The organism is Novipirellula herctigrandis (assembly GCA_007859835.1).
Classification (GTDB): Bacteria; Planctomycetota; Planctomycetia; order Pirellulales; family Pirellulaceae; genus Novipirellula_A; species Novipirellula_A herctigrandis.
This window is the reverse complement of the sequence record SJPJ01000001.1, coordinates 1761107-1782132: the sequence shown is the minus strand read 5'-3', so window position 1 is coordinate 1782132 and position 21026 is coordinate 1761107. Positions and strand designations below refer to the sequence as shown.

The following is a 21026-nucleotide window of genomic DNA, read 5'->3' as shown; positions in this document are numbered from 1 at the left end:
GTTGGTTTTGAGGCAGCCGGTTTCATGTGACGAGACACCGCGTGGGCCGAGTGATCGTTTGTTTGTTGACATCTCGACGCCGAGCATTAAGCTAACGTTGTTGAATTTCTGGACAGTGGTTCTTTCTATCTCTATCCGCCATTTTTGATTGACTCGATCCAGCGCGATAGAAGAGGTCGGTTGTCGTGAATCGTCATTGTGCCGAGTTGGCCTGATCGCACTTCCGCACTGGTGATCGGATCGAGTGGTGTGATGCTCTCCAAGTGGGGCTGGACCAAGCGAACATGATTGGTATCGTTTGGCAATGGTTCCACCGCCAATGGCCCGCCCGAGGTCGCGGCGAATGCTGGATGAACTAGAGTTTGGAATGCACGCGGACGAAGCGCAGCTGGTTGCGTGCTGATCCTCTTTCCTCCACGCAATCGAACGCGAGCCACTGCCTTCGATGCGATGGCTTCCTGATAGGCATCAACGTCGTCCTCAGGAATCACCGTTAATAGTTCTTTCTCCCGTGGGTCGCAAACTCGCAAAAGTTCAAAGCCTTGCGAGACGAATCGGCCTGGCAATGTCGCTATTTGCCTGCCCTCGACATACCCTTTGCGTGATGCGACCACGGTTAGTTGAGAAATTTGTTCATCGAGTTCATCGAGTTGACGATGGAGTGACTCGGCGTTCTCAGCGTGCGAGGCTGCTTTGGATAATTCCCCTTGGCGACGCATTTGAACCGCCATCATGGTTGCCAACTCGAAGTCGTCCAACTTTTTGTCGCGGCGAACCACTGTTTCTGGTGCTGTTAATTGCATCAGTACCGTTCCCCTTTCGACATACTGGCCGCGTTCCACGAAAACGCTTTGAACGAACGCATCGCTTGGTGAGCGAGCGATTTGTTCGTCTTGGAATCGTACCACGACGGGCACGCGTCGATCGAGTGGCGAGCTGTAAGTTCCCAAGTGTTGAAGCAAGACAATCAAAAAGCTGGCATGCAAAAGCAGGCGACGTCGATAATGATTAAGCCCCAAGTATTCCGATGGTGCATACGTCCATACTCGGTACAGCCATCGGACCGTTGGCAACGCGAACCACATCACTGCCGCGGCGACCGCTAATAACATTCCTAGTCCTTGTGCCCAATACGCTACACCAATGATCAGTCCACCCATCCAAAAGAACTGGAATACGATACTGCACGCCGCGTGAATCATGGCGAACCGCGACCGCCATCCGCTCAGCAAGGACCTGGATTGCGGGATTCCAAAGAAGACTCGTTCGAGGTAACTACCAAGATCGCGACGCCCGTGCATTCGTAGGTTGGGGATGTCTGTTAAGTCCGATAAAACGTAGTAGCCGTCGAGTCGCAGTAACGGGTTGGCGTTCACAAGCAAGGTCGCTGGCCCAGAGATCAAAAAGATTTGTGCCGATAAATGCTTCATGTATCCATCGGGCATAAACCACCAAGCCCAGGCAGCGATTGATGCGATAGCCAATTCCCAATAGACGCCCCCCAGTGCGATTTGGACGCGTTTGAATCGGCTCTTCAAACGCCATGCATCTGTTACATCGACGTACGCAAGCGGAGCGAGAAAGAAGAACGTGATTCCAATTCCGCCAACCTTTACTCCATGATGCTTGGCACAGGTTGCGTGTCCTGATTCGTGAATGGCTTTCGAAAAAATCCAAATGACCGTCATGATTGGCCATAATTGTGGATCAAACAATTGACGGATCTCGGCCATGAACGCGTGCCAATGACCATAAACCAGCATCAAGCCACTGGCTACCAATACGCCCCAGAGCACCATTCCCATTGGCGAAAATGATCGCCCAAAGTGTTTTTCGAGTCGGGTTGCGAAGCGATCACCACGAAACAGAGGAATGCGCTGGCAAATCAGCAGTGGCAAAAAGGAAATGAGCCTCGTCAGCCCGCTTGCGTGTGGAGCCGGGGAAGTTGACGGTGAATGGGGGGACGAAGGCGTGGGCGGCGTTGATGTCTCTGGCGGAGGTGTCGGTGGAGATGCTTCTAGAATTTGCGGCGTTGGCTTTGGCTCAGCGGGGATGTCTTGTTTCGACGATGTGCCTTGTCGCGACGATGATGATGTTTGGATTGGCGGTGTTACACTTGGTGCTGTCGATTGCGAAGCGAGAGGAGCGGGGAGCTCTCCTTTGACCAATGCTAATTGCGATCGTACCAATTGGGCGATGAACTTTGCGACATCTTCGCCTGACCAGTCGATGCCATCGGTAGCCAGAGCTTGTTGGATATCGGTAATGGAGTGAATGCCATCGAGCAACGTTGCAATGCGATACTCTTGTGGCCCAAACTGAAAGAATTTTCCGGTAGCCTGGTGATGCGCAACGTAAGTGGTCCGTCCGCCGATATCGCGAGTAACGAATCGGACGTCCGAGTCAAGAATGATCAGCGGAGATGAAGGTGGTGAAGGAACCATTGCTACAAACTAGGACTCAATATTTTCGTGAGCTAACAAATTTTCGTGAGCTAACAATGCTCTAAGGATCCAGTGGGCAATCTATTTCGCGTGTCAAAGTAGGAATCGAGCCTACGTTTTGCCAACGCTTCGATTTATCGGGTAAAGGTTTTGCGGCCAATTCTAAAACCAAACGCTGCAATTCGCTAAATGTTCGAGTCGGCATCGGAGCGGAATATTGACCACGGGTTCGCGCGGGGGAAGGTCGGTTCCCTGATAATGGGCAAGCAATTTATTAACCACTTTAATAGCCAACCCACCACAGAACTCTTTCGACCTTTCCTCTCACCCACGACCAAATCCACGGTCTTACTGGGCCGTAGGTGGTTGCATCCCCTTGCATGCCGGGCCGTAATTTTCCATCTTCATTCTGTATTTCCACTCGCCCTATGAAAACGTTCTCGTCTTCTCTTATTTCAGCCGCCGGGTAAACATCATCCAACTCCACTTGCATCGATTTGCCACTGATCGCGACGAAGCGAACTCGGGCGGGCGCATGGGGCGTAACGTATCCAATTTCATGTGCCGGTATTTCGACCTCAATCGCCAATCGATCCATTGGCGAAATTTCAAATATCGTTTGCCCCAATTCCAGGGGCGCGCCGACGTATTGGTTTAGATCTCCACTAATGACGATTCCATCGATCGGGCTGACTACTTCGAGTCGACCCAGTCGGTCAGAAAGCAAATCGAAGGAGCGAGTCAATTGGCGTTGACGCAGTTTCGCTTGTTGAGCATCTGCAATTCGGCCGGTTGCAAGCGCCGTGTCGTGTTCTTTGGACGCTTGTTGAATTTCAGCGTCAATCGATTCGCGTTCCAGTCGCAAAGGGCGGCCATCGAGCGATGCCAACACGTCGCCCGCTTTGACTGACTCGCCAGGTCGCACATGCGATGACAATAGCACTGCCTCAAAGGGCGCCGCAACCAGACGCTGTTGGAGCGATTCGACACGCGCATTGCATGCGATTCGATAGTGAACCGGCCAAAGTGCTAGTAGTCCAAGGATGAGTGTAAAGCCGATGCCGATCATCATTGTGCGACGCGTTAGGTTCCGAATCGCCTTGGGCGCGGTTCGATTCGGGCGACTCCAAAAAACGGCGGCAAGTGTTGTATCGATCGTCCTGAGCCATTCAGCGAATACGGTTGATTGCGTTACAGGCGTGATCCATACGACGCAACGATGCGCCGAATTACAGCTAGGTAAACAAAGGACGATCGAATTTTCGCTTTGCAGTACCGCACATGTGTCAAGATCGAGTTGTTCCCATTGTTTCGTTGCTTGTTCGCGTGGGCCGCTTTCCGGGCCAAGCCATCCAAGTCGATGGTCAAACAAGCGTTTTAATTGATTGTCACCGATGCCGCAGCGGACTTTTGACTCAGGGAAGCGGCTCGCCAATTCCTGGGTTAGAACTCGTACCGAATCGTTGCGGGTTTCCGTCAAGGCGATTGCGCGAATGATTTCAAATAGCTTCGCCAACTGTTCGGGTGGACTTGGATCCGTTTTCGTCTTGTCGACTGCTCGTCGTTCTGGTTCACCGTTGGGCATGGTTGGCGCAGCGGGCAGCGGTAGATCGGTGTTGCCTGTCAACGAGACATGCAACATCGATTCAGTGCTAAACGATTCGAATCCTCCGTTCGCGTTCACCTTGTAGTCGTCTCCGGCGAGTTTGAGTCGAATGGGATCGCTGTTTGCGAAACCGAAGGTGTGGCCCTTTGCGGAGATACGCTGAGCGTGCAGCGATCTCCGGTGCGGAACGTTTGCTTGGCGTTGTCGATTTCAACGCGAACTTGAACGGTGCCACTTTCACCATCGATGTCGGGTGCAATGGAGTGGATCGTTGTTGGGATGGTCAATCCAGTGCTGCGCAGGTAAACACGCGCGGGGCATCCCATCTGTAAAAAGCCAATCTCTTCGGCTGGTACATTGAAAACGCCAATCAGTTTGTCAATTACCAACAAACGCACCACCACCGGTTCGCTCGGTGAGACGAACTCACCCTCCTCGCGGAATACATGAGAGATGACGCCTTTGGTGGGAGCGACGATTTGGCGTCGTTCGAGTTGCAGCTTGTAGCGTTCGAGTTCCACTTTCCGTTGTTCGATTTGTTCCTGTGCGGATAGGTAACGAGCTTCGGAAATTTCCAAGTCGGCCTCTGCGCGGCGCAATTCGTCCGGCCGGGCCATGTTCTTTTTTGCCAGTTCATGGAGCATTTCAACCCGATGTGCGTTTAGGCTCAGTTCCGCTTTGGCCGCCTTCAAGCTTCCTTTCATGTGAAATTGGACTTCCGCAACCTTGACCGCTGACAGCTGAACTTCGTCATCAAGCTTTGCCAAGAATTGGTCTTTTTCAACTGTATCGCCAACTTTCACTGACATTTGCCGTAGAATTCCGACATCCGACGCTGCGACCATGATGTCGGACTTTGGTTCGGTAAATCCATCGTAGATTAGCGTCTGTTGAGCTGACCGCAGGGCCGCTTGTGCAATTGCGATGTGCGAATCGCATGCGAGGCAGCAAAGCCAAACGACCGGAATCGCGAAACACAATCTGCGCCGAGATCCGAGGTGCGTGAATGGAGACATGATACCGTTCATTGTTACTTGGCCTCGTTGACAGTGTGGTCTGCGCGTATTGGATCGGAGAGGATTTGCGGAACGGGTGTCGGTTGCAACCGCTCCGCGCTCGGTCCTGCTTGCTCCCAATTGCTTTCAATCATTCCATCGCTACGTAGTGCATGTTGATCTAAGTTGCGGATCATGTGGTCCGACGACTCCCTATCCATTTGAGTGGTTGATAGGGGTAGCTTCGGTGCGACGATTTCGTATGTATCCGAAGGTGGTGTCAAACTGTTTACCGACTCAGGAAATGCGGACATACCGTTCGCCCCGGGAACACGGAACACATTGACCGTGTTGTCAAAATCGTTTCGGACGGTGTTAATGGACTCATGAACGAGTAGATTGCCCATGGCTCGTTGAAGTTCAATGAGGGCGGTCAAGTATTCCACTTGAGTCGAAACCCAAGCACGCTCGGCGTCGGCACGACGCTGCTGCGAGTCGAGCAAGTTTTCCAGAACAAGACCGACCCGCGATCCATCCGCGCCGACCAACATCCATCGCTGAGTCAAGATCGTTTCCTCTTCCACTGCGGCTTCGACCATTTGTCGCTTGCTTTGCTGTTGTGCGATCGCGGTTTCGACGCTAATCAGTGCTGATTCGATTTCGGTACGCGTTATTTGGATCGCTTCTCGCAGTTCTTCGCTGCGTTGACGATAAAGGAACATCGCTTCGCGGTTGCGTGACCGTACATAGCGTCTGCCGCTGGGAACTTCGTATTCAAGCCCAGCACTGATTCCAGGTTGAAAGTCAGTGAATTGGTCGCCGAAGGACTGCAAAAAGTCGTTGCCGCCGTTGAGGCCCGCCAAGTAGCCATCGACGACACCATTGAGTTGTGGCAACAATTGATTACGGCTGATTTTTATCGCTAAGGCAGCCGATTCAAGTTCCTTCGCCGCTGCTCGTACTTCCGGGCGATTTTCAAGTCCCTGTACAACCGCGTCGCGAAGGCTCCACTCGAATGGGGCTGCAAGTGGTGGGTCGGTCGGGATTAACTCGACTCGGGCTTCCGATTGAACCAATTCGGGACTGCCGACTAGCATCGCAAGTTTGGCCTGATGGCGACGGACGATTGCCTCTGCTGCAATCACTTGGTCGACTCGTCGCGCCAAACGACCGCGAGTTTTCGCGAGTTCGATGCGGCTGGAATCAAAGTCGCAGCGGCCTTCGAGGACGCGTTGCAGTTCTTGACCACGCTCGATTAATTGCTGTTGCTGCAAAAAATGACATCGAGCTTCGTATAATTGCCAATAAGCAATCATTGCCTCGGCGATCCGTTTTTCGACATCCTTTCGCATCTCTTGCCATGAAACTCCCGCGTCGATACGTGCCTGTGTCAGTAGACGTTCGGTATAGACTTGGCCGCCGCGTGCCATCAGCGGTCGAGATAGGCCAATGCTTAAACGGGAATTGCCTTGGTTGGTGGGACTAAAGAATAGACTGTTACTGTCCAACGTTCCAAGCTCTTGCGATAGCTCCATCATGGTACCGCGACGTGTGGTGCGCTGCACACCGGCACTTGCTGTTAACGATTCTTGCTGCAATCGACTCGGGCCACCCGTCGTTAGCGTGTTGCCTACGGGGTCGTTTGTGCGACCCGCTTTGGTTTCAAACAACAAATTGGGGTCGAATGCCGCGTCTTGCTGGGTCACTTTTTCTAACGACATGCTCGTTCGATTCGAAACGCTTTGAATGCGCGGACTATGCGTCAGCGTATCCAGCAGAATCGTATCCAAATCGAACGCGATGTATTGAGGCTGAGGCAGAATTGGCCCTGCGATCGATTGTTGCCACCATTGGAAATCAGGCAGAATCACGTCGTTTTCGACAAACGGGACGTCGAATGACGGGCTTTCTGATGACGGGCATTCTGATGACGGGGCGGCAACGGTTTCTTGCCCGTACAATCGGCGCGCACCGATAGCGATCGTTGTAAATACAACGGTCGCTAGCAATATTGCGGTCAATAGTGTGGGGCGTTCAAAACGCATTTCTGGTCAACCAGCGCGCGTTCACAAATACGGACCATGCGCACGGTCCGCGTACTAGTCGAATCGGTCATCGCTGGTGTAACTGTTTTGATGACTGTACGGAAAACGCTCATCAAACCAGTTCGGTGATGTAGCAACCGTTGTTCTCAGCAGTCACGACGCAGTCGTAATAAGCTGCCTAGCGAAGCTCGGTTCACTAAAGTGAAGGTTTTTCGGCGAATGCCGGTAAACGGTTCGGATTAGATAAAGTGTTCGGACTAGGGTTTACCGGAACGATCGAGTCAGTGTTGGATAAAGCGTTGGGGGAATCCGCCCAACGGATCGGCGCCAACATTCCCAGGTGATCGTGGAAAGCCTGTCGCACACCTTTTACGAAATTTCAATCACCGTCGCGCTGAGGTCGCCTGTGTTGGTTTCCGTGGCAACCTTTCGCTCATTCGGCAGCTTGCCGAGTTTCACGGTATTCGTATCTCTATTGACTCGATAGAAAAACGGCTTTCCTTCCGAGCCGATTGTTTGCGCAACTGGCAAACTCACTTGGGACAACTGATTCAGCGATTGTGGCCATTTGTCAAACTTGATTTGGTACTGTTTCACCGCGATCGCGGTTCGCGTGAACCGTCGGTCCACGGCGTACAGGACCAGACTTTGGGCATCGCCGGGCAGATGACTTCTGCTGTTTAAATCGCTTCGGCTACGCGGCATGAACGGCAACTTCAGCCACTGATCGAGCCGAAAAGCAAAGCTGCTTGGAAGGATCCAGGGTGGACTGTTCGAACGATCGCCCAATAGCTCACTGGCGGCGCCCTGAAACGCTGCCGTCCCTGGTTCACTATCGATTTGCCTCGCGGCGGCAAACTTTTGGACCACGTCAAACGAATCCGATGGCACCCAGGTCGAGTGATTTACGTCAAGGTGGTCGGTGTTTTTGCTGCCGACCCGAGTGTTTCGTGCGAAGCGTTTGTGACGCCATGAGTCTTGTAGCCAAGGAGAAACGATCAAGGCATCACGACTTAGTTGCCCTTCCCATAGCTGCCGCCAATCGTACTCGGGTGTCAAGAGTTGTTGTAACTCCGTTAGGTCGGCTGGCGACCAAACGTCATCCGACAACGAATCGCGAATGGCACGATGCAGTGAGAAGCTAGTAAAGCACGGCTGTTGAACCGATCGTTCCGATTTTGGGCCAAATAGATCGATGTACAAGCGAATTGCAGTGATCGCTCGCGGTGTGTCACCTTCATGGTACGCAGCCCGGATCTCTGGCCAGAGCACTGTCATTAATGGGGCGGGCATCTCGGCAATAGGATAATGATTCGCAAACGATTCATAATGTAGCGGGTGCCAGACCGGTTCGGCGGGCATCGGCATGGCTTTCAATCGATCGACAAGCGGCTTGGCCAAGGCCACCAACTTGTAATTGCGATCTTCCGACGGCCAATGTTCGTCGGGCGGAATCAAGGTGCCGGCACGATCTTCGCTGTCTCTCAAGAACGGGTTTGCCAGATAGCTAATCGCCAGCGAAGCGGTTTCCACTTCTCGCCAATCCAGAGTCCTTTCTTTCGACGAGTGTGATTCGTACCAAACTGCGAACGCATCCGGTGCCGTCGCATCGTCGAGCCCGGTCACCAAGTGAAGGTCGCGATCCAATTTCCTTTGGTTGATCCAAGCTGATCCGAGCGAGATCACAAACAGGGCTGCCAGAATACAGACAGGAGAGCCGACCAAAAGCAAGTAACGTTTATCGAATCGCGTGGGCGTTCTCATTCTTTACTCTCCTTCAAGGTTTCTACCGTTGCTTCCCAAGGCATCGCAATGTATTGGGCAGGATAGATTTTTTCGCCCGGATAGCCTTGAATCACCATCAACGTCATCATCGCGGGCAGGCTTCGTGTGCGAGCTGAATAGGGGCCAATCTCTGCCGGAACAACACTCGCGACTGTCGAGTCGTGAAGTTCCCGTTCCCACCAAGTCAAATCGCGGTTGGGATCGATGGGCCATTGACCTCGTTCGCTTTGCCTTGTCGCGGCTAGCGCTGCCGTCGCAATCTGTTCGATGTGGTACTCCTTCGCATAGCTCATCCCGACAAAGTTGGCTGTCGATTCGGCATCGATCAACTCGATTCCACCGAGCGACAACCCTTTGACGCTGAGCAATTTCTGGCCATCTCGATATATCCGCTTGAAGCTGTCCTCGGTCTCATCGGGCCATGATGCCCAGCTGGCCAAAATCGCTGTTCGACGAGCACGGTTCCGCTCGCTGCGAGAGGGCAAACGGTCGAGTGCTGTTTGGATCACATCACTCTTTAGATGTGGTTTCATCGCTTCGCTTGACAATATACCCGCCAGCCAAATTTCGATTCGATCGGCGACTTCTTGATCCAACCAGCGGTGACTTTTGCGTAGTGACTCTGTCAGCAGCGACGCGGTATCGATCCACGGTACGAACTGGTCAAACGCCTCGGTGTCCGCCGCGTTTTTAAACTTGACTTGCTCGAACGTCGCCCAAATCAAAAAGCCCTGCCAGGCATTGGGGCCAATTTTCGCAGCCAACGAACGATCGCCGCGAAGTTGGTCGAGACGTGTTAACAAGTCGTCGGGCTGAATCGAATCGGTTTGTATGATTCGCTTTGCTTCAGCCTTTTTCGATTCGCCGGAGTATTCAAGCGGCACGTCGTCAAATAGTTCTGATTCTACAAGCACATACTTCGGCGGCGATTCAACGAGCCGTTTCCCCTCGACCTCAAGAGCCTCGCGTTGCGAGACCACAAACGCAACGGTGCCCTCATTCATCTTGGAAATCGAGTCCCATTGGTCGGCAAATATCGCTGCGATCGAGATCGCGCCAAAGAACAGCAACATCAATGGCACGATCAAATATTTCCGAGGCGAATCGCGGCGGTCCATGTAACGCTGCATCATCGCCCATGTCACTAACATCGGAACCAGGGCAGTCAGCACGTTGAAAAAGACTTGCCACCTGACATCGGGATTAAAATGAAAGTAGCGACTGAAGGTGGCTGAAATGGCAATCAGCGGGGCCAGGCAAAATGCGACGGTTGTGGTGCGAATCAGTTGCGATACCCATTGCGATACGGCATAGATGCCTGCACAGGAAAGCGTGACCTGCAACAGACTAGGCCAATGATGCGACCTTGGCTGGTAAGAGCTACTGCTGAGGAAATAGGTGGCGATCATGGTGTAGACAACAATGCCACTTGCCACCATTGCGATCGGGACGGCGTGACGAGCGATATAAACCTTGGTCGGCGAAATGCCTCGGTCAGCCAGAAACCGCAATTGCTCGGGAGTGCCAGCGAATTTGAAAACGGAAACGGCCAACCAACAAACCGCTAGCGGTATGCCGATGTATCCGGCAAAAGCAATCCCGATGATCCGAGTCCATGGGTTGAAGCCAGCGAAAAAGAAGCCAATCACCAAGGCCAAGAGTATTGGCAAAAGAAACCACGACGAATGAATCGATTGCCAAACCATCGCCGCGATACTGCTGTGAAACGTCGGTGGCTCGGCTGCAAGCCATTGGGTTTGCAGCCTTTTAAGCGGGCTGAGTGTTGTCGATTCCGCGGGCGATAAGACCTTGGTCGCGCGACGATAGCCCGCGATGAAGATCACCGGAATCAGTATCAATGAGACTCCCAACCAAACAAAAAACTCGGTCCCCGGATAGACACGGCCTCGCATCGAACCGAATTCGGATATGAATGCCGATGCCAGAAAGGGGACGGTCGCCAAAGCTAACAGTGCAACGAGCGATAGGAATTGATTCTTGACTCGCCAGGCCGCATAGAAACCAGCCAACAGGACAAACAACGAATGAACCATCCACAACGGAAAACTGATCGGCGTCAACTTTTGCGAGATCTGGGTCGTGTTGGTCAATCGCCATCGTGAGACGTGCGGGTCTTCACCGATGAGTACTGTGATGGCCACGATCGCGATCAACCACATGATCGCCAATCCCGCCAATGCCACCATGACTTTGGTGACAAACAATTGGCGAGGCGTGATCGGTAGCGACGACAACCAATCGATCGTGCGATTTTCGCGTTCTTGACCTACCATCACGGCGCCAACGCCGGTGGCAAAGATGCCGGGAAGAACCAGCAGGATCAACTCCATCGAGGCATCGAACTCGGCCGTCCGTAATTCGTTCATCCAATACTGGAATGCAACCAACATTCCAACGCCCAGCACTAACGCCATGACGAGCGGAACCAGATGGCAAGACTCCTTCCAAATCAACCACGTGTTGAATCGATTTGGTTTCGAAGTGGCGGTGACGGCGCTCATGCTGTCGCCTCCGCTGTGTCAGTGGACAAACTTCCGGAAGTGCAAGCGATAAACACTTCTTCGAGTGTTGCCACGCGGTGACGAATGTCGATCACGCCCGGCGTTTCGCGAATCGCGGCGATCATCTCCGGTTTCAAATGCCTGACGATCAATTCGCGTTGGCGGCCTTCGGTTTCTTCGCTCAACACGACCGCCGGCGATGGCAGTGGCGGCATGGTCCGCAGTGGGTCTTCGACATCAATCACCACTTCACTAAACGATTCGCGAAGCTCACTCAGAGGTGCGACGAAGCAAATCCGGCCTTGGTGCATGATCCCCACCGTATCCGCCACTCGTTCCACTTCGCTAATTTGATGCGACGCCAAAAAGACCGTTCGCCCGGTGGCCGCGCGGTCGATCATGCTCTCTAGGAAACTGCGGCGTACCTTCGGGTCTAACCCCGATGTCGGTTCGTCCATGATCAAGAGTGCCGGATCGTGGGCAACCGCCAATGACAACGCGACCTTGGCCCTTTGTCCTTTGCTGAGGCTGCGGATTTTTTGGTCCGGGCGAATTTCGTATTTTACAATCGAGTCATTGAAGTGATTGCGAAATGCATCGTCATAGAACGACGCGGTAAAACCACCGATTTGGGAAACCGTCATCCAGTCATACAAAGCGGGCGAATCGGAAACGTAGCCAATTTGCCGTCGCACGCCGAGTGGATCGCGAGTCGGGTCCAGGTCGCAAACACGACACGAACCGCTCGATGGTTTTTGGTAACCGGTCAAAATGCGGATCAGAGTCGTTTTGCCAGCACCGTTTTCACCTAGCAGTGCGAACACCGTTCCTGGTTCGATCGACAAGTCGACGCCGCGCAGGGCATCACAGCGGCGAAAGTGCATCGTCAACGATTCAGCAGTGATTACTGGGTTTATCACTGAATTTTTCACGGTGTTCATGCTTTCTCCTTCGTCAAGGTTTTGTCGTCGGCGTCATCATCGATGGGGACCATCACCGTGGGATTCGTTTTGGTCAATTGTTTCAAATGCTTGTTTACGATCGATTGGATTTTTTTCGCATCCAAACCGGCGTGCCAAGATTCCGCCAGCGCGACTCCAAGACGTTCACCGAGAACCTGTTCGCGTTCACGGCGGCAAATCGCGACCGCGTCATCGCGGATCACCATGCCACGGCCGCGCAGCGTTTCGACAACACCGTCGTTTTGAAGGTCGGTAAAAGCGCGAGCGACCGTATTGGGGTTGATCGCCAATTTGCCCGCTAACGTCCGAGCACTGGGCAAGAGTTGCCCGGGGCGGAGCGTCCCCGCAGCGACAGCGAATTTCACTTGGCGGACGATCTGGGAATAGATCGCCACGTCCGAGTGAACGTCAATCGATAGAAACATTCGGACCGCCTCCCGAAACAATGGTCGGCACAGAAGATTAGTTACCTAGTAACATAGTACACCGGGCGGCAGCGGCGTCAAGAGGGATTTCTGATTTGTCGGCCGGACCGAGTTTGCGAGTTCCGGCATTTTGGGAGTTCCGGAATGATATGGAATGGACCGTTTTTCTTCACATCACTGACAGAACGACGCGAACGCTTCGATTGAAAACGTGGCCTGGTTTGCTGCGCCAGTAAACATCGCAACCCATTTCGAATTGCAACCGGTTCGGCGCTGGCGGCGGCCTACTGTTTTTTGACGCGCATCTGTTCGATGCGCTCTTGCAGAGTCTTTTCGAATCCGCGGTCGACCGGTTCGTAGTACGTTCGGTCGACCCCCAAATATTCTTGGTCGCCGATACCATCGTCGGCATCGTGGCTGTACTGGTAGCCTTCGCCATGACCGAGTGATTTTGCGCCAGCGTAGTGGGTGCACCGCAAATGCTTTGGCACGGGGATGACTTGCTGCTCACGCACATCGCGTCGTGCCGCACCAATTGCCATCGTAGCTGCGTTACTTTTAGGAGCCAGAGCCAAATAGGCAACCGTTTGACTGAGCGTCAATTGACATTCGGGCAAACCGACAAACTCGCAAGCCTGCATCGCTGCCACCGCAATCGTCAATGCTTGAGGATCCGCGTTACCGATGTCTTCGCTCGCCAAGATAACCAACCGTCGGCAGAGAAAGCGAATATCCTCGCCCCCTTCGAGCATCCTTGCTAACCAATACAGGCCGGCATCGACATCACTGCCGCGGATACTTTTGATCAAAGCACTAGCCAAGTCATAATGATCGTCGCCGGTGGCGTCATATCCACCGATGCGATTCCCCAATGATTCGACGATCGTTTGTTTGTTGATTGGGTGCGGGGTATCGCTGCTACTGAGTACTGCGATCTCCAAGGCCGAAAGTGCTCGGCGCGCGTCCCCTTCGCACGCTTGGCACAAATACTCGATGGCGTCTTTGTCCATCTTAGGGGAATGCGCCCCCATCCCGCGAGTCGAGTCTGCAAGAGCCGAATTGATGATCGCACGAACGTCATCGACGGAGAGTGACTCGAGTCCAAACAGTTGGCTGCGCGACAATAACGCTCCGTTGACGGCAAAGTACGGGTTACTTGTTGTTGCACCGACCAAAGCGACGATTCCTTCTTCGACGTCGGGTAGTAATGCGTCTTGTTGGGACTTGCTAAACCGGTGGATCTCGTCGACGAACAAAATCGGCTGCCGGTCGCCTGCGGAAACCACGTCACGTGCCCAGGCGAGGACAACGCGAAGTTCCTTGACGCCGCTTGTCACCGCGCTGACGCATCGAACTTCGCTTTTCGTTTCGTGCGCCAGTAGATGTGCAAGTGTGGTTTTTCCGGTACCAGGTGGTCCGAATAGAATGATCGATCCGAGTCGTCCCGAATCGATCATTCGCCTTAGCAGTTTGCCATCGCCTAAGATATGTTGCTGGCCAATAAACTCCGCTAACGTCCGAGGTCGCATGCGAGCGGCTAGCGGTTGAGCCGATTTCAGGTTATCTTCCTCGGATTGGTCAAAGAGGGACCGGCTTGGGGACATTGGAGATGTGCCAGAATATCGAATGGAAAGAATGGTTGTCAGATGAACAAAAAGAACCAGAAACGCAAGATGTTTGGAATCGTTGCTTTGGTAATTGTAGCGGTCTCTATCGTGGCACTTTTTATTCGAATTGACAATTGGAGTCGCGATTTTTCGACGAACTATGCAAAGTTAGATCCTGCCGCCCGTGATATGAATTTGCGGCCGATGACCTTCACCGATCCACTCGATGTTGTTATCGAGAAGATCGAAAAGTGGGTGCAATCGCAACCGCATTGGGAGGTGGTAGAGAAAACGGCAAGCGAATCTTCGGCCCAATTGCATTTGACGCGAACCACGTCTCTGATGCGATATACCGACGATATTCACGTCGATTTAACGGCCCAAGGAGGCGGTACGTGGATGGAAGCCGAGAGTAAGTCGCGAGTGGGCAAAGGAGATTTGGGCCAAAACCCGCGTAATTTGAAAGAACTGCTTGCCGCATTACGTCTGATGTAACAGACGATCTTAGAAGCCGTTTAGCGACTACAGTGCGTCACTGTTTTCGAGAATCGTGATTTCGGCTCCGTCAAGGAAACTGACCAACGACTTTGCACGGTAGGGTTGCTGCAACTTGCGAACTGCCTTGCTCTCGATTTGCCGAACGCGTTCTCGGGTGACGTGGAAAATTCGGCCTACCTCTTCAAGCGTATAGGTGTAACCGTCGGCCAAACCGTAGCGCAGCCGTAGGATCTCTCGTTCGCGGTAGTTCAAGGTTTCCATCGCCATGTCGATTTGAGCCTTTAACGCTTCTCGGTTTGATTCGAGCAACGGATCGTCGTCGCGATAGTCTTCGAGGAATTCTCCGAATACGCTCTCTTCGTGGTCGCCGATTGGTTGGTCGAGCGACAAGGGTTGCCGACTCATCTTAAGGATTACTCGCGTGTCTTCGATCGCGAGCCCACTACGGGCGGCGACTTCTTCGGCCGTTGGTTCGCGACCGTTTTCTTGAACCAAGTCACGAGTGATTTGGCGAATCTTGTTCATGGTGTCAATCATATGAACCGGCACCCGAATGGTTCGGCTTTGATCGGCGATCGCTCGTGTGATGGCTTGGCGAATCCACCAAGTGGCATAGGTGCTGAACTTGTAGCCTCGTGCGTGCTCGAACTTGTCAACCGCTCGCATCAAACCGGTGTTGCCTTCTTGGATCAAATCCAAGAACGATAGTCCACGGTTTCGGTACTTCTTTGCAATCGAAACGACCAAACGCAAATTGCCTGCGGACAAGACCCGTTTTGCGGCATCATAGTCTTCGCTGTAGTGATCGCATCGTACAATGCGGCGGCTGAGTGTCTTTGGCGTTTCGAACGTCAATCGCATCAAGCAGTGTAGTTCATTTGTTAATTCATCGACCGAAGGCATTCCGGGCAATTGCAATCGTTCCACGTCAGACAGTAGTAAACGAATCTCTTCCATTCGCTTGGCGGTTTGTCGCATTTTCTCGTAGAGCGGTTCAAGCTTGCTGGTCCGCAAATTCATTTCTTCGACCAAGCGGACTGCTTTGTTTCGCCGGATGACTAGATTTTTCCAAGCAGCGCGGCGCTGACGCATCGTTAATCGTTTGTTGACCGCATCGAGGAAATCGGCTCGGTTTTGATGGAGTAAGTGTTGCAGGGTGCGAACATTCGGGACGATCCGTTTCATGATCGCCTTCTTTTCCACTGCATTGGTAACACTGACTTCGATGGTTCGGTCTAGACGCAGTTTCTTGTCACGGACTTGCTCAAGCAATTTCAGGGCGCCTTGAAGCATGAAGTCGGTCGCCAACATCCAGTGGCGATAGCGATCACGCGTCCTCTCGATCTGCTTTGCAGCGGAAACTTCTTGATCCCGAGTCAATAGAGGGATTTGTCCCATTTGCATCAGGTACATTCGAACCGGATCTTCGGTCGGGTCGGTGTCGGTTTCCGTCCGGCGACGATTTCGCTCAATGTCATCGTCGCTCAGTTCAGTGATGTCGGTATCTTCGTCTTCGGCATTGACATATTGCTCGCCCATCACGCGGGTTCGACGCGAGACCGATTCCTCTGCATCGTAAGCATCATCCTGCAGACTGCGGCGGCTAAATTTTTTTCCCATCAAGATCTCCTCGGAGCCTGTGTCGAAAACGTCGGTTAGGTCCGAGAGGTACATTGCAGTAACGGTACCGATGCCAGGAGACGGTAGAGCAGAAATCATGGCAAAGTGTTCCCAGGGAATAGTTTAGGTGAATAGCGGAGGGCCGATTCCGAAGTAGGATGTTTCGCAAAAGCAACACTGGACGGTTGCAAAAAAACAACATCGCGTCGCAAATATGGCCTCCCCATCGTGTGTGGTGCCAAAATGCGTCGTTGGTTCTGTGCGAATGACTCTTAGGACAATCGGGCACTCAGCCGTTAGTTTGTCCCCCCGTGATAAAAGGTTAGGTTACGTTTGGCGCGCACTACACGAATCTTTTGAAACCTTTTAAACTATCAGTCGGCAGTCGATTGAGCAGCCTTCATTTATCCAATTCGCAATGACCAGAGAACACGCGTCAAAACATGCGTGACCCCTTGAGAAACAACATGGAAAAAGCATCCGGATGGATTGAGTCAATGGGGTTTGATGACCAGGATGCTGCGCGAAGCGATGCACAGTCGATCCTGCAATGCGGAGCACCCGATGACTTGCTTGACGCACTTCAAACGCGGCTCATCGAACAATTGCCTTGGCACGATTGTCCTGGTGAAGTGTTCTCGCGTTTGCGTCAATTCTTGCTCGCTAGTGAGAATCCGACGACGCTGTTATCTCTTTTCGAAAGTGACGCGTCCGCCTTAGAAGCGATGCTGCAAATTCTTGGAGTGAATGAGTCGCTTTCGGCACAGTTGATTGCGGAACCAGAGTTTTTCGATTGGCTTCGGCAAAGTGGTGGCAAGGCGGTCGATCGCGGTTTCCTACTAAGCCAACTTGAAGCAGAACTTCAGAACGTTGTCGATCCGGTCGTCGCAGCTTCGATGATTGACCGCTTTGTCAATCGAGAAACGGGGCGAATCGTCTATGGCGAATTTGTCCGCAGCATGATTCCCGAGAAAGTCGGTCGTCAATTGGCATTTGTTGCCGACGCGGCCGTTCGATGCGGACTTGGGTTTTGTTTGCGTTACCTCAGCAGCAAGCGGGGAATGCCGCAATTGCCCAGTGGCGAAATCCCCGAAGTCACCGTGATTGCATTGGGAAACCTAGGGGCGGAGGAATTGAGCTACGGCGACACCCTGGAACTCGTTTTCTTGTACGATCGGATCGATTCATTGAATCAATATCACCGGCAATTCTATGATGATCTCGTCGGCGAGATGATTTCATTGTTGCGAGCTGACACATTACATCATGTGGTCTCGCCCAGTGGCATTGAGGTTGATTTGCGGTCGAGTCCGAAATATGAGATTGGCGTTCGTATCTGCAGTTCGTTTGAAGCGATTCGAATCTACGAAACATCCGGGCGCACTTGGCAGCGGCTCAATTACATCAAGGCCAGAGTGATCGCCGGCAACAAGGATTTGGGTGATGCGTTCCTTAAGCGTTTGCAGCCGTGGGTTTATCGTCGATATATCACTCGGACGGATCTGGCAGAAATACAGACGTTTCGCCAAAAGCTTGAAAGAAGAACGCAATCGGCAAACAATGACCAGCAAGCCAAAACGAGAGATGTGGCGAACGTGGCAACGAGCGTCTTGCAGGCACCGGGTGGGCGACAGGATATCGGACGCACCATTCAGTTTTTGCAATTGCTGCATGGTGGTGATTTGGAAAGCGTTCGTACAGGAAATGTTTACGACGCAATTGTCGCTCTTGAACAAGCCGGTTGCGTCACCCAACAAGAAGCATCGCTGTTATCGGAGAACCACGCACGGTTGTGCCGTTTGCAACACTTGCTGACGATGATGTTCGCAACGAACGGCTCGCGGCTGCCGAATGAACCTGAAAACATCGAGCGATTGGCTTGGCGACTTGGTCTTCGCGATGTTGAAAACCACAACGGGGATGCTGAACGATTTTATAAACAACTGGATGAGATTTTTAGTGTCAATCGTCGAATGATCAATCACTTGATGGTCGAAGCGCCCGATGATGGATCGGTCGTTGCCATCGAAACGGAATTGATGCTCGACCCGGATCCGACTCCCGAAATGGTCACGCAAACTCTTTCGAAGCATCGCCTCAAACACCCACGTCGGGCGATGGAGGACTTGATCGCGCTGAGTACTGAATCGGTTCCGTTTTTGTCACCGCACCGGTGTCGCCATTTCTTTTCACTGATTGCTCCGGCGTTGTTGACAGAGATTTCCAAAACACCAATGCCCGGCCGTACGTTGGCTTCATTGGTGAAAGTGACTGATTCGCTCGGTGCCAAGGCGACGCTATGGGAACTGATGGCGGCGAATCGCCCGACCATGCAATTGATGGTGCGTTTGTGCGCGGCGGCACCGTATCTGGTCGAGGTTTTGACGGAAAATCCTGGGATGATCGATGAGTTGATCGATTCGTTGTCGATGGATCGCTTGCCGTCTGCTGAACGGTTGGACGCACAATCGATTGAATTGACTCGTGGTGCCGAGGACTTAGATCCGATTCTGCATAGTTTCAAGCACAGCGCCCACTTAACGATCGGCGTTCGGAATATTCTCGGCAAAGAAACATTGGCGGCGACTCAGCAAGCGATTGGTGATACCGCCGAGGCCTGTCTGCACCGTATCACTCAATACGAGCATAACCGCTTGGCCGCTCAGTTTGGTGATCCCGTTGATGCGGATGGGCAACCGGTGGAATTGATTGTTGTTGGACTTGGGAAACTTGGGGGACGCGAACCAAATTACCATAGTGACCTTGATGTGATTTTTTTGTATTCGGCCGAGGGTGAGACGCGGCGCCGCGTCGGTGGTCCACGATCGACGACGAGTAACCGCAATTTCTTTAACCAAGTTGCACGTCGAGTGATTGAGCGAATTGATACGGCGGGGCCGATGGGACGGTTGTACGAACTCGAAGGACGGTTGAAACCGACCGGTGAAGAAGGCGTCTTGGCCGAATCGACGGATGATTTTTTGAGTCGTTTTCGCCAAGCAACAGCTCCACTTTGGCAATGGTTGGCGATCTGCAAAGCCCGGACGATTTCGGGGACTCGTAAAGATCGTAAAAAGTTTGATTCAGCGATCATGGAGGTGATCCAACGAGCTCCGTGGAGTCGAACGATGGCCTCGGAGATTCGAGAATTACGATTGCGAATGCAGGAGACCGCGGCTCCAGGGAATTTGAAGCGTGGCGAGGGAGGAACGGCCGATGTGGAATTCGTTTCGCAAATGCTGACGCTACGATGTGCTAGCGAATCGCCCGAACTGGTTTCCAGTGTGGTGCGACCCAATACGGTCCAATCACTTCAAGCACTTGCGAAGGCAGGACGACTGAGCGAACAGGATGCGCTGCAATTGATCGCCGGTTATCAAACGCTTCGTGGTGTGGAGTTGAATCTTCGATTGATGAACTCAACGAACCGACATGAACTGCCACAAGAGGAATATCTGCTACAGAATTTGGCGTTTTTAATGAATGAGTCGGATTCTAAGATGATTGTCGCAGCATGTAGCCAAGCAAGACAACGAATCCGAAAGTTGTTTGATGCGATATTCAAACGGGCCATGAAATCCTAACTTCGCTATCGATTTTGCCAATCGACAGCGGATAAATCAGCGAGCGCCAACGCCAAGGCTTGCGTTCCCCTGCGGCCCCATCCTTTGGCTTGAACCGCTTGGTAAAGGGCATCGGCTAGTGACAGCCCCGGCATCGACAAACCCATTCGCCTGCTTTCGGCAATTGCGATTCCCATGTCCTTGATGAAATGTTCGACATAGAAACCAGGTTCAAAATCGTTTGAAATGATCTTGGGGCCCAAATTCGCTAAGGACCAACTTCCCGCAGCCCCGTTGGCGACCGACTGAAGGACTGTATCGAGATCTAAGCCGGCCCGGTGTGCATAAAGCAGCGCTTCGCAAACGCCGACCATGCCCGACGCGATCAGCGTTTGGTTGACCATTTTAGTGTGTTGCCCGGCACCGGCTCGGCCTTGATGGACAATCGTTTTTCCCATCACTGCGAAACAAGGCTTCACTCGTTCAAACACGACGGCATCACCACCGACCATGATCGACAACGAAGCCTCTTTCGCTCCCCGGTCCCCTCCGGATACGGGCGCGTCGAGGGCATGGACACCGTGTTGTTCCGCGACGCTGTAAATTTCCGATGCAAGCGATGGTTCACTGGTGGTCATGTCGACCAAAATTCCCCCTTCCTTTAACCCCGCTAAGACGCCGCTGTTTTTACACAACAACACTTGGCGAACGTCCTTTGGATAGCCGACGATGGAAAAGACAATGTCGGATTGTTCGGCAAGCATCCGCGGGGAATCGGCCCAAACGCTACCACGTGCAAGCAACGGTTCGGCTTTGGCACGCGTTCGCGTGAACACGGTAGTCGCGTAACCACGGTCCATCAAATGGCTGCACATCGAGGTCCCCATGACTCCGGTCCCAATCCATCCAATGCGTGTGGTTTCCGGTGTCGCTGGTTTGAGGATGCTCATCGAT

13 protein-coding genes are annotated in these 21026 nt (G+C 52.9%); 2 read left to right on the top strand and 11 right to left on the bottom strand.

The features are described 5' to 3' along the window. Window positions 1-131: 131 nt before the first annotated feature. From CA13_RS06395 to CA13_RS06355, 9 genes are all read right to left on the bottom strand, one after another. A complete protein-coding gene (locus CA13_RS06395; RefSeq protein ID WP_146395117.1) occupies window positions 132-2444 on the bottom strand; it encodes a site-2 protease family protein in 2313 nt (770 codons plus the stop codon). A 283-nt stretch (window positions 2445-2727) separates the two neighbouring features. After that, entirely contained in the window at window positions 2728-4128 is a 1401-nt protein-coding gene (locus tag CA13_RS06390) for an efflux RND transporter periplasmic adaptor subunit (RefSeq protein WP_146395116.1), read from the bottom strand. Beyond that, on the bottom strand, window positions 4125-5066 hold the full coding sequence (locus CA13_RS06385) for an efflux RND transporter periplasmic adaptor subunit (RefSeq protein WP_419194005.1): 942 nt from the start codon (window positions 5064-5066) through the stop codon (window positions 4125-4127). The genes CA13_RS06390 and CA13_RS06385 overlap by 4 nt, the downstream gene beginning before the upstream one ends. Window positions 5067-5080: 14 nt before the next feature. Continuing rightward, window positions 5081-7090, bottom strand: a complete 2010-nt coding sequence (locus CA13_RS06380) for a TolC family protein (protein ID WP_146395114.1) — start codon at window positions 7088-7090, stop codon at window positions 5081-5083. Window positions 7091-7459: 369 nt separating this feature from the next. Then, window positions 7460-8854: a hypothetical protein gene (locus CA13_RS06375; RefSeq protein ID WP_146395113.1), complete on the bottom strand. Its 1395-nt coding sequence runs from the start codon at window positions 8852-8854 to the stop codon at window positions 7460-7462. Further along, entirely contained in the window at window positions 8851-11397 is a 2547-nt protein-coding gene (locus CA13_RS06370; protein ID WP_146395112.1) for an ABC transporter permease, read from the bottom strand. The genes CA13_RS06375 and CA13_RS06370 overlap by 4 nt, the downstream gene beginning before the upstream one ends. Next, a complete protein-coding gene (locus CA13_RS06365) occupies window positions 11394-12338 on the bottom strand; it encodes an ABC transporter ATP-binding protein (RefSeq protein ID WP_419194004.1) in 945 nt (314 codons plus the stop codon). Before CA13_RS06365 ends, CA13_RS06370 begins: the two co-directional genes overlap by 4 nt. Then, window positions 12335-12784: a GntR family transcriptional regulator gene (locus tag CA13_RS06360; protein ID WP_419194003.1), complete on the bottom strand. Its 450-nt coding sequence runs from the start codon at window positions 12782-12784 to the stop codon at window positions 12335-12337. The genes CA13_RS06365 and CA13_RS06360 overlap by 4 nt, the downstream gene beginning before the upstream one ends. Window positions 12785-13068: 284 nt before the next feature. Continuing rightward, a complete protein-coding gene (locus tag CA13_RS06355; protein ID WP_146395111.1) occupies window positions 13069-14388 on the bottom strand; it encodes a replication-associated recombination protein A in 1320 nt (439 codons plus the stop codon). A 42-nt stretch (window positions 14389-14430) separates the two neighbouring features. Between CA13_RS06355 and CA13_RS06350 the strand changes: the two genes are divergently transcribed. Then, on the top strand, window positions 14431-14886 hold the full coding sequence (locus tag CA13_RS06350; protein WP_419194002.1) for a DUF1499 domain-containing protein: 456 nt from the start codon (window positions 14431-14433) through the stop codon (window positions 14884-14886). 27 nt (window positions 14887-14913) lie between these two features. Here the strand turns inward: CA13_RS06350 and CA13_RS06345 are convergent, their stop codons facing one another. After that, window positions 14914-16608 carry a sigma-70 family RNA polymerase sigma factor gene (locus tag CA13_RS06345; protein WP_146395110.1) on the bottom strand — a complete coding sequence of 565 codons (1695 nt, stop codon included), beginning with the start codon at window positions 16606-16608 and terminating at the stop codon, window positions 14914-14916. 368 nt (window positions 16609-16976) lie between these two features. On the opposite strand from CA13_RS06345, the gene CA13_RS06340 reads away from it, so the two are divergent. Next, window positions 16977-20093: a [protein-PII] uridylyltransferase family protein gene (locus tag CA13_RS06340; protein WP_419194001.1), complete on the top strand. Its 3117-nt coding sequence runs from the start codon at window positions 16977-16979 to the stop codon at window positions 20091-20093. A 5-nt stretch (window positions 20094-20098) separates the two neighbouring features. On the opposite strand, the gene CA13_RS06335 is transcribed toward CA13_RS06340, so the two are convergent. Continuing rightward, a complete protein-coding gene (locus tag CA13_RS06335; protein WP_146395108.1) occupies window positions 20099-21022 on the bottom strand; it encodes an NAD(P)-dependent oxidoreductase in 924 nt (307 codons plus the stop codon). Window positions 21023-21026: the final 4 nt, after the last annotated feature.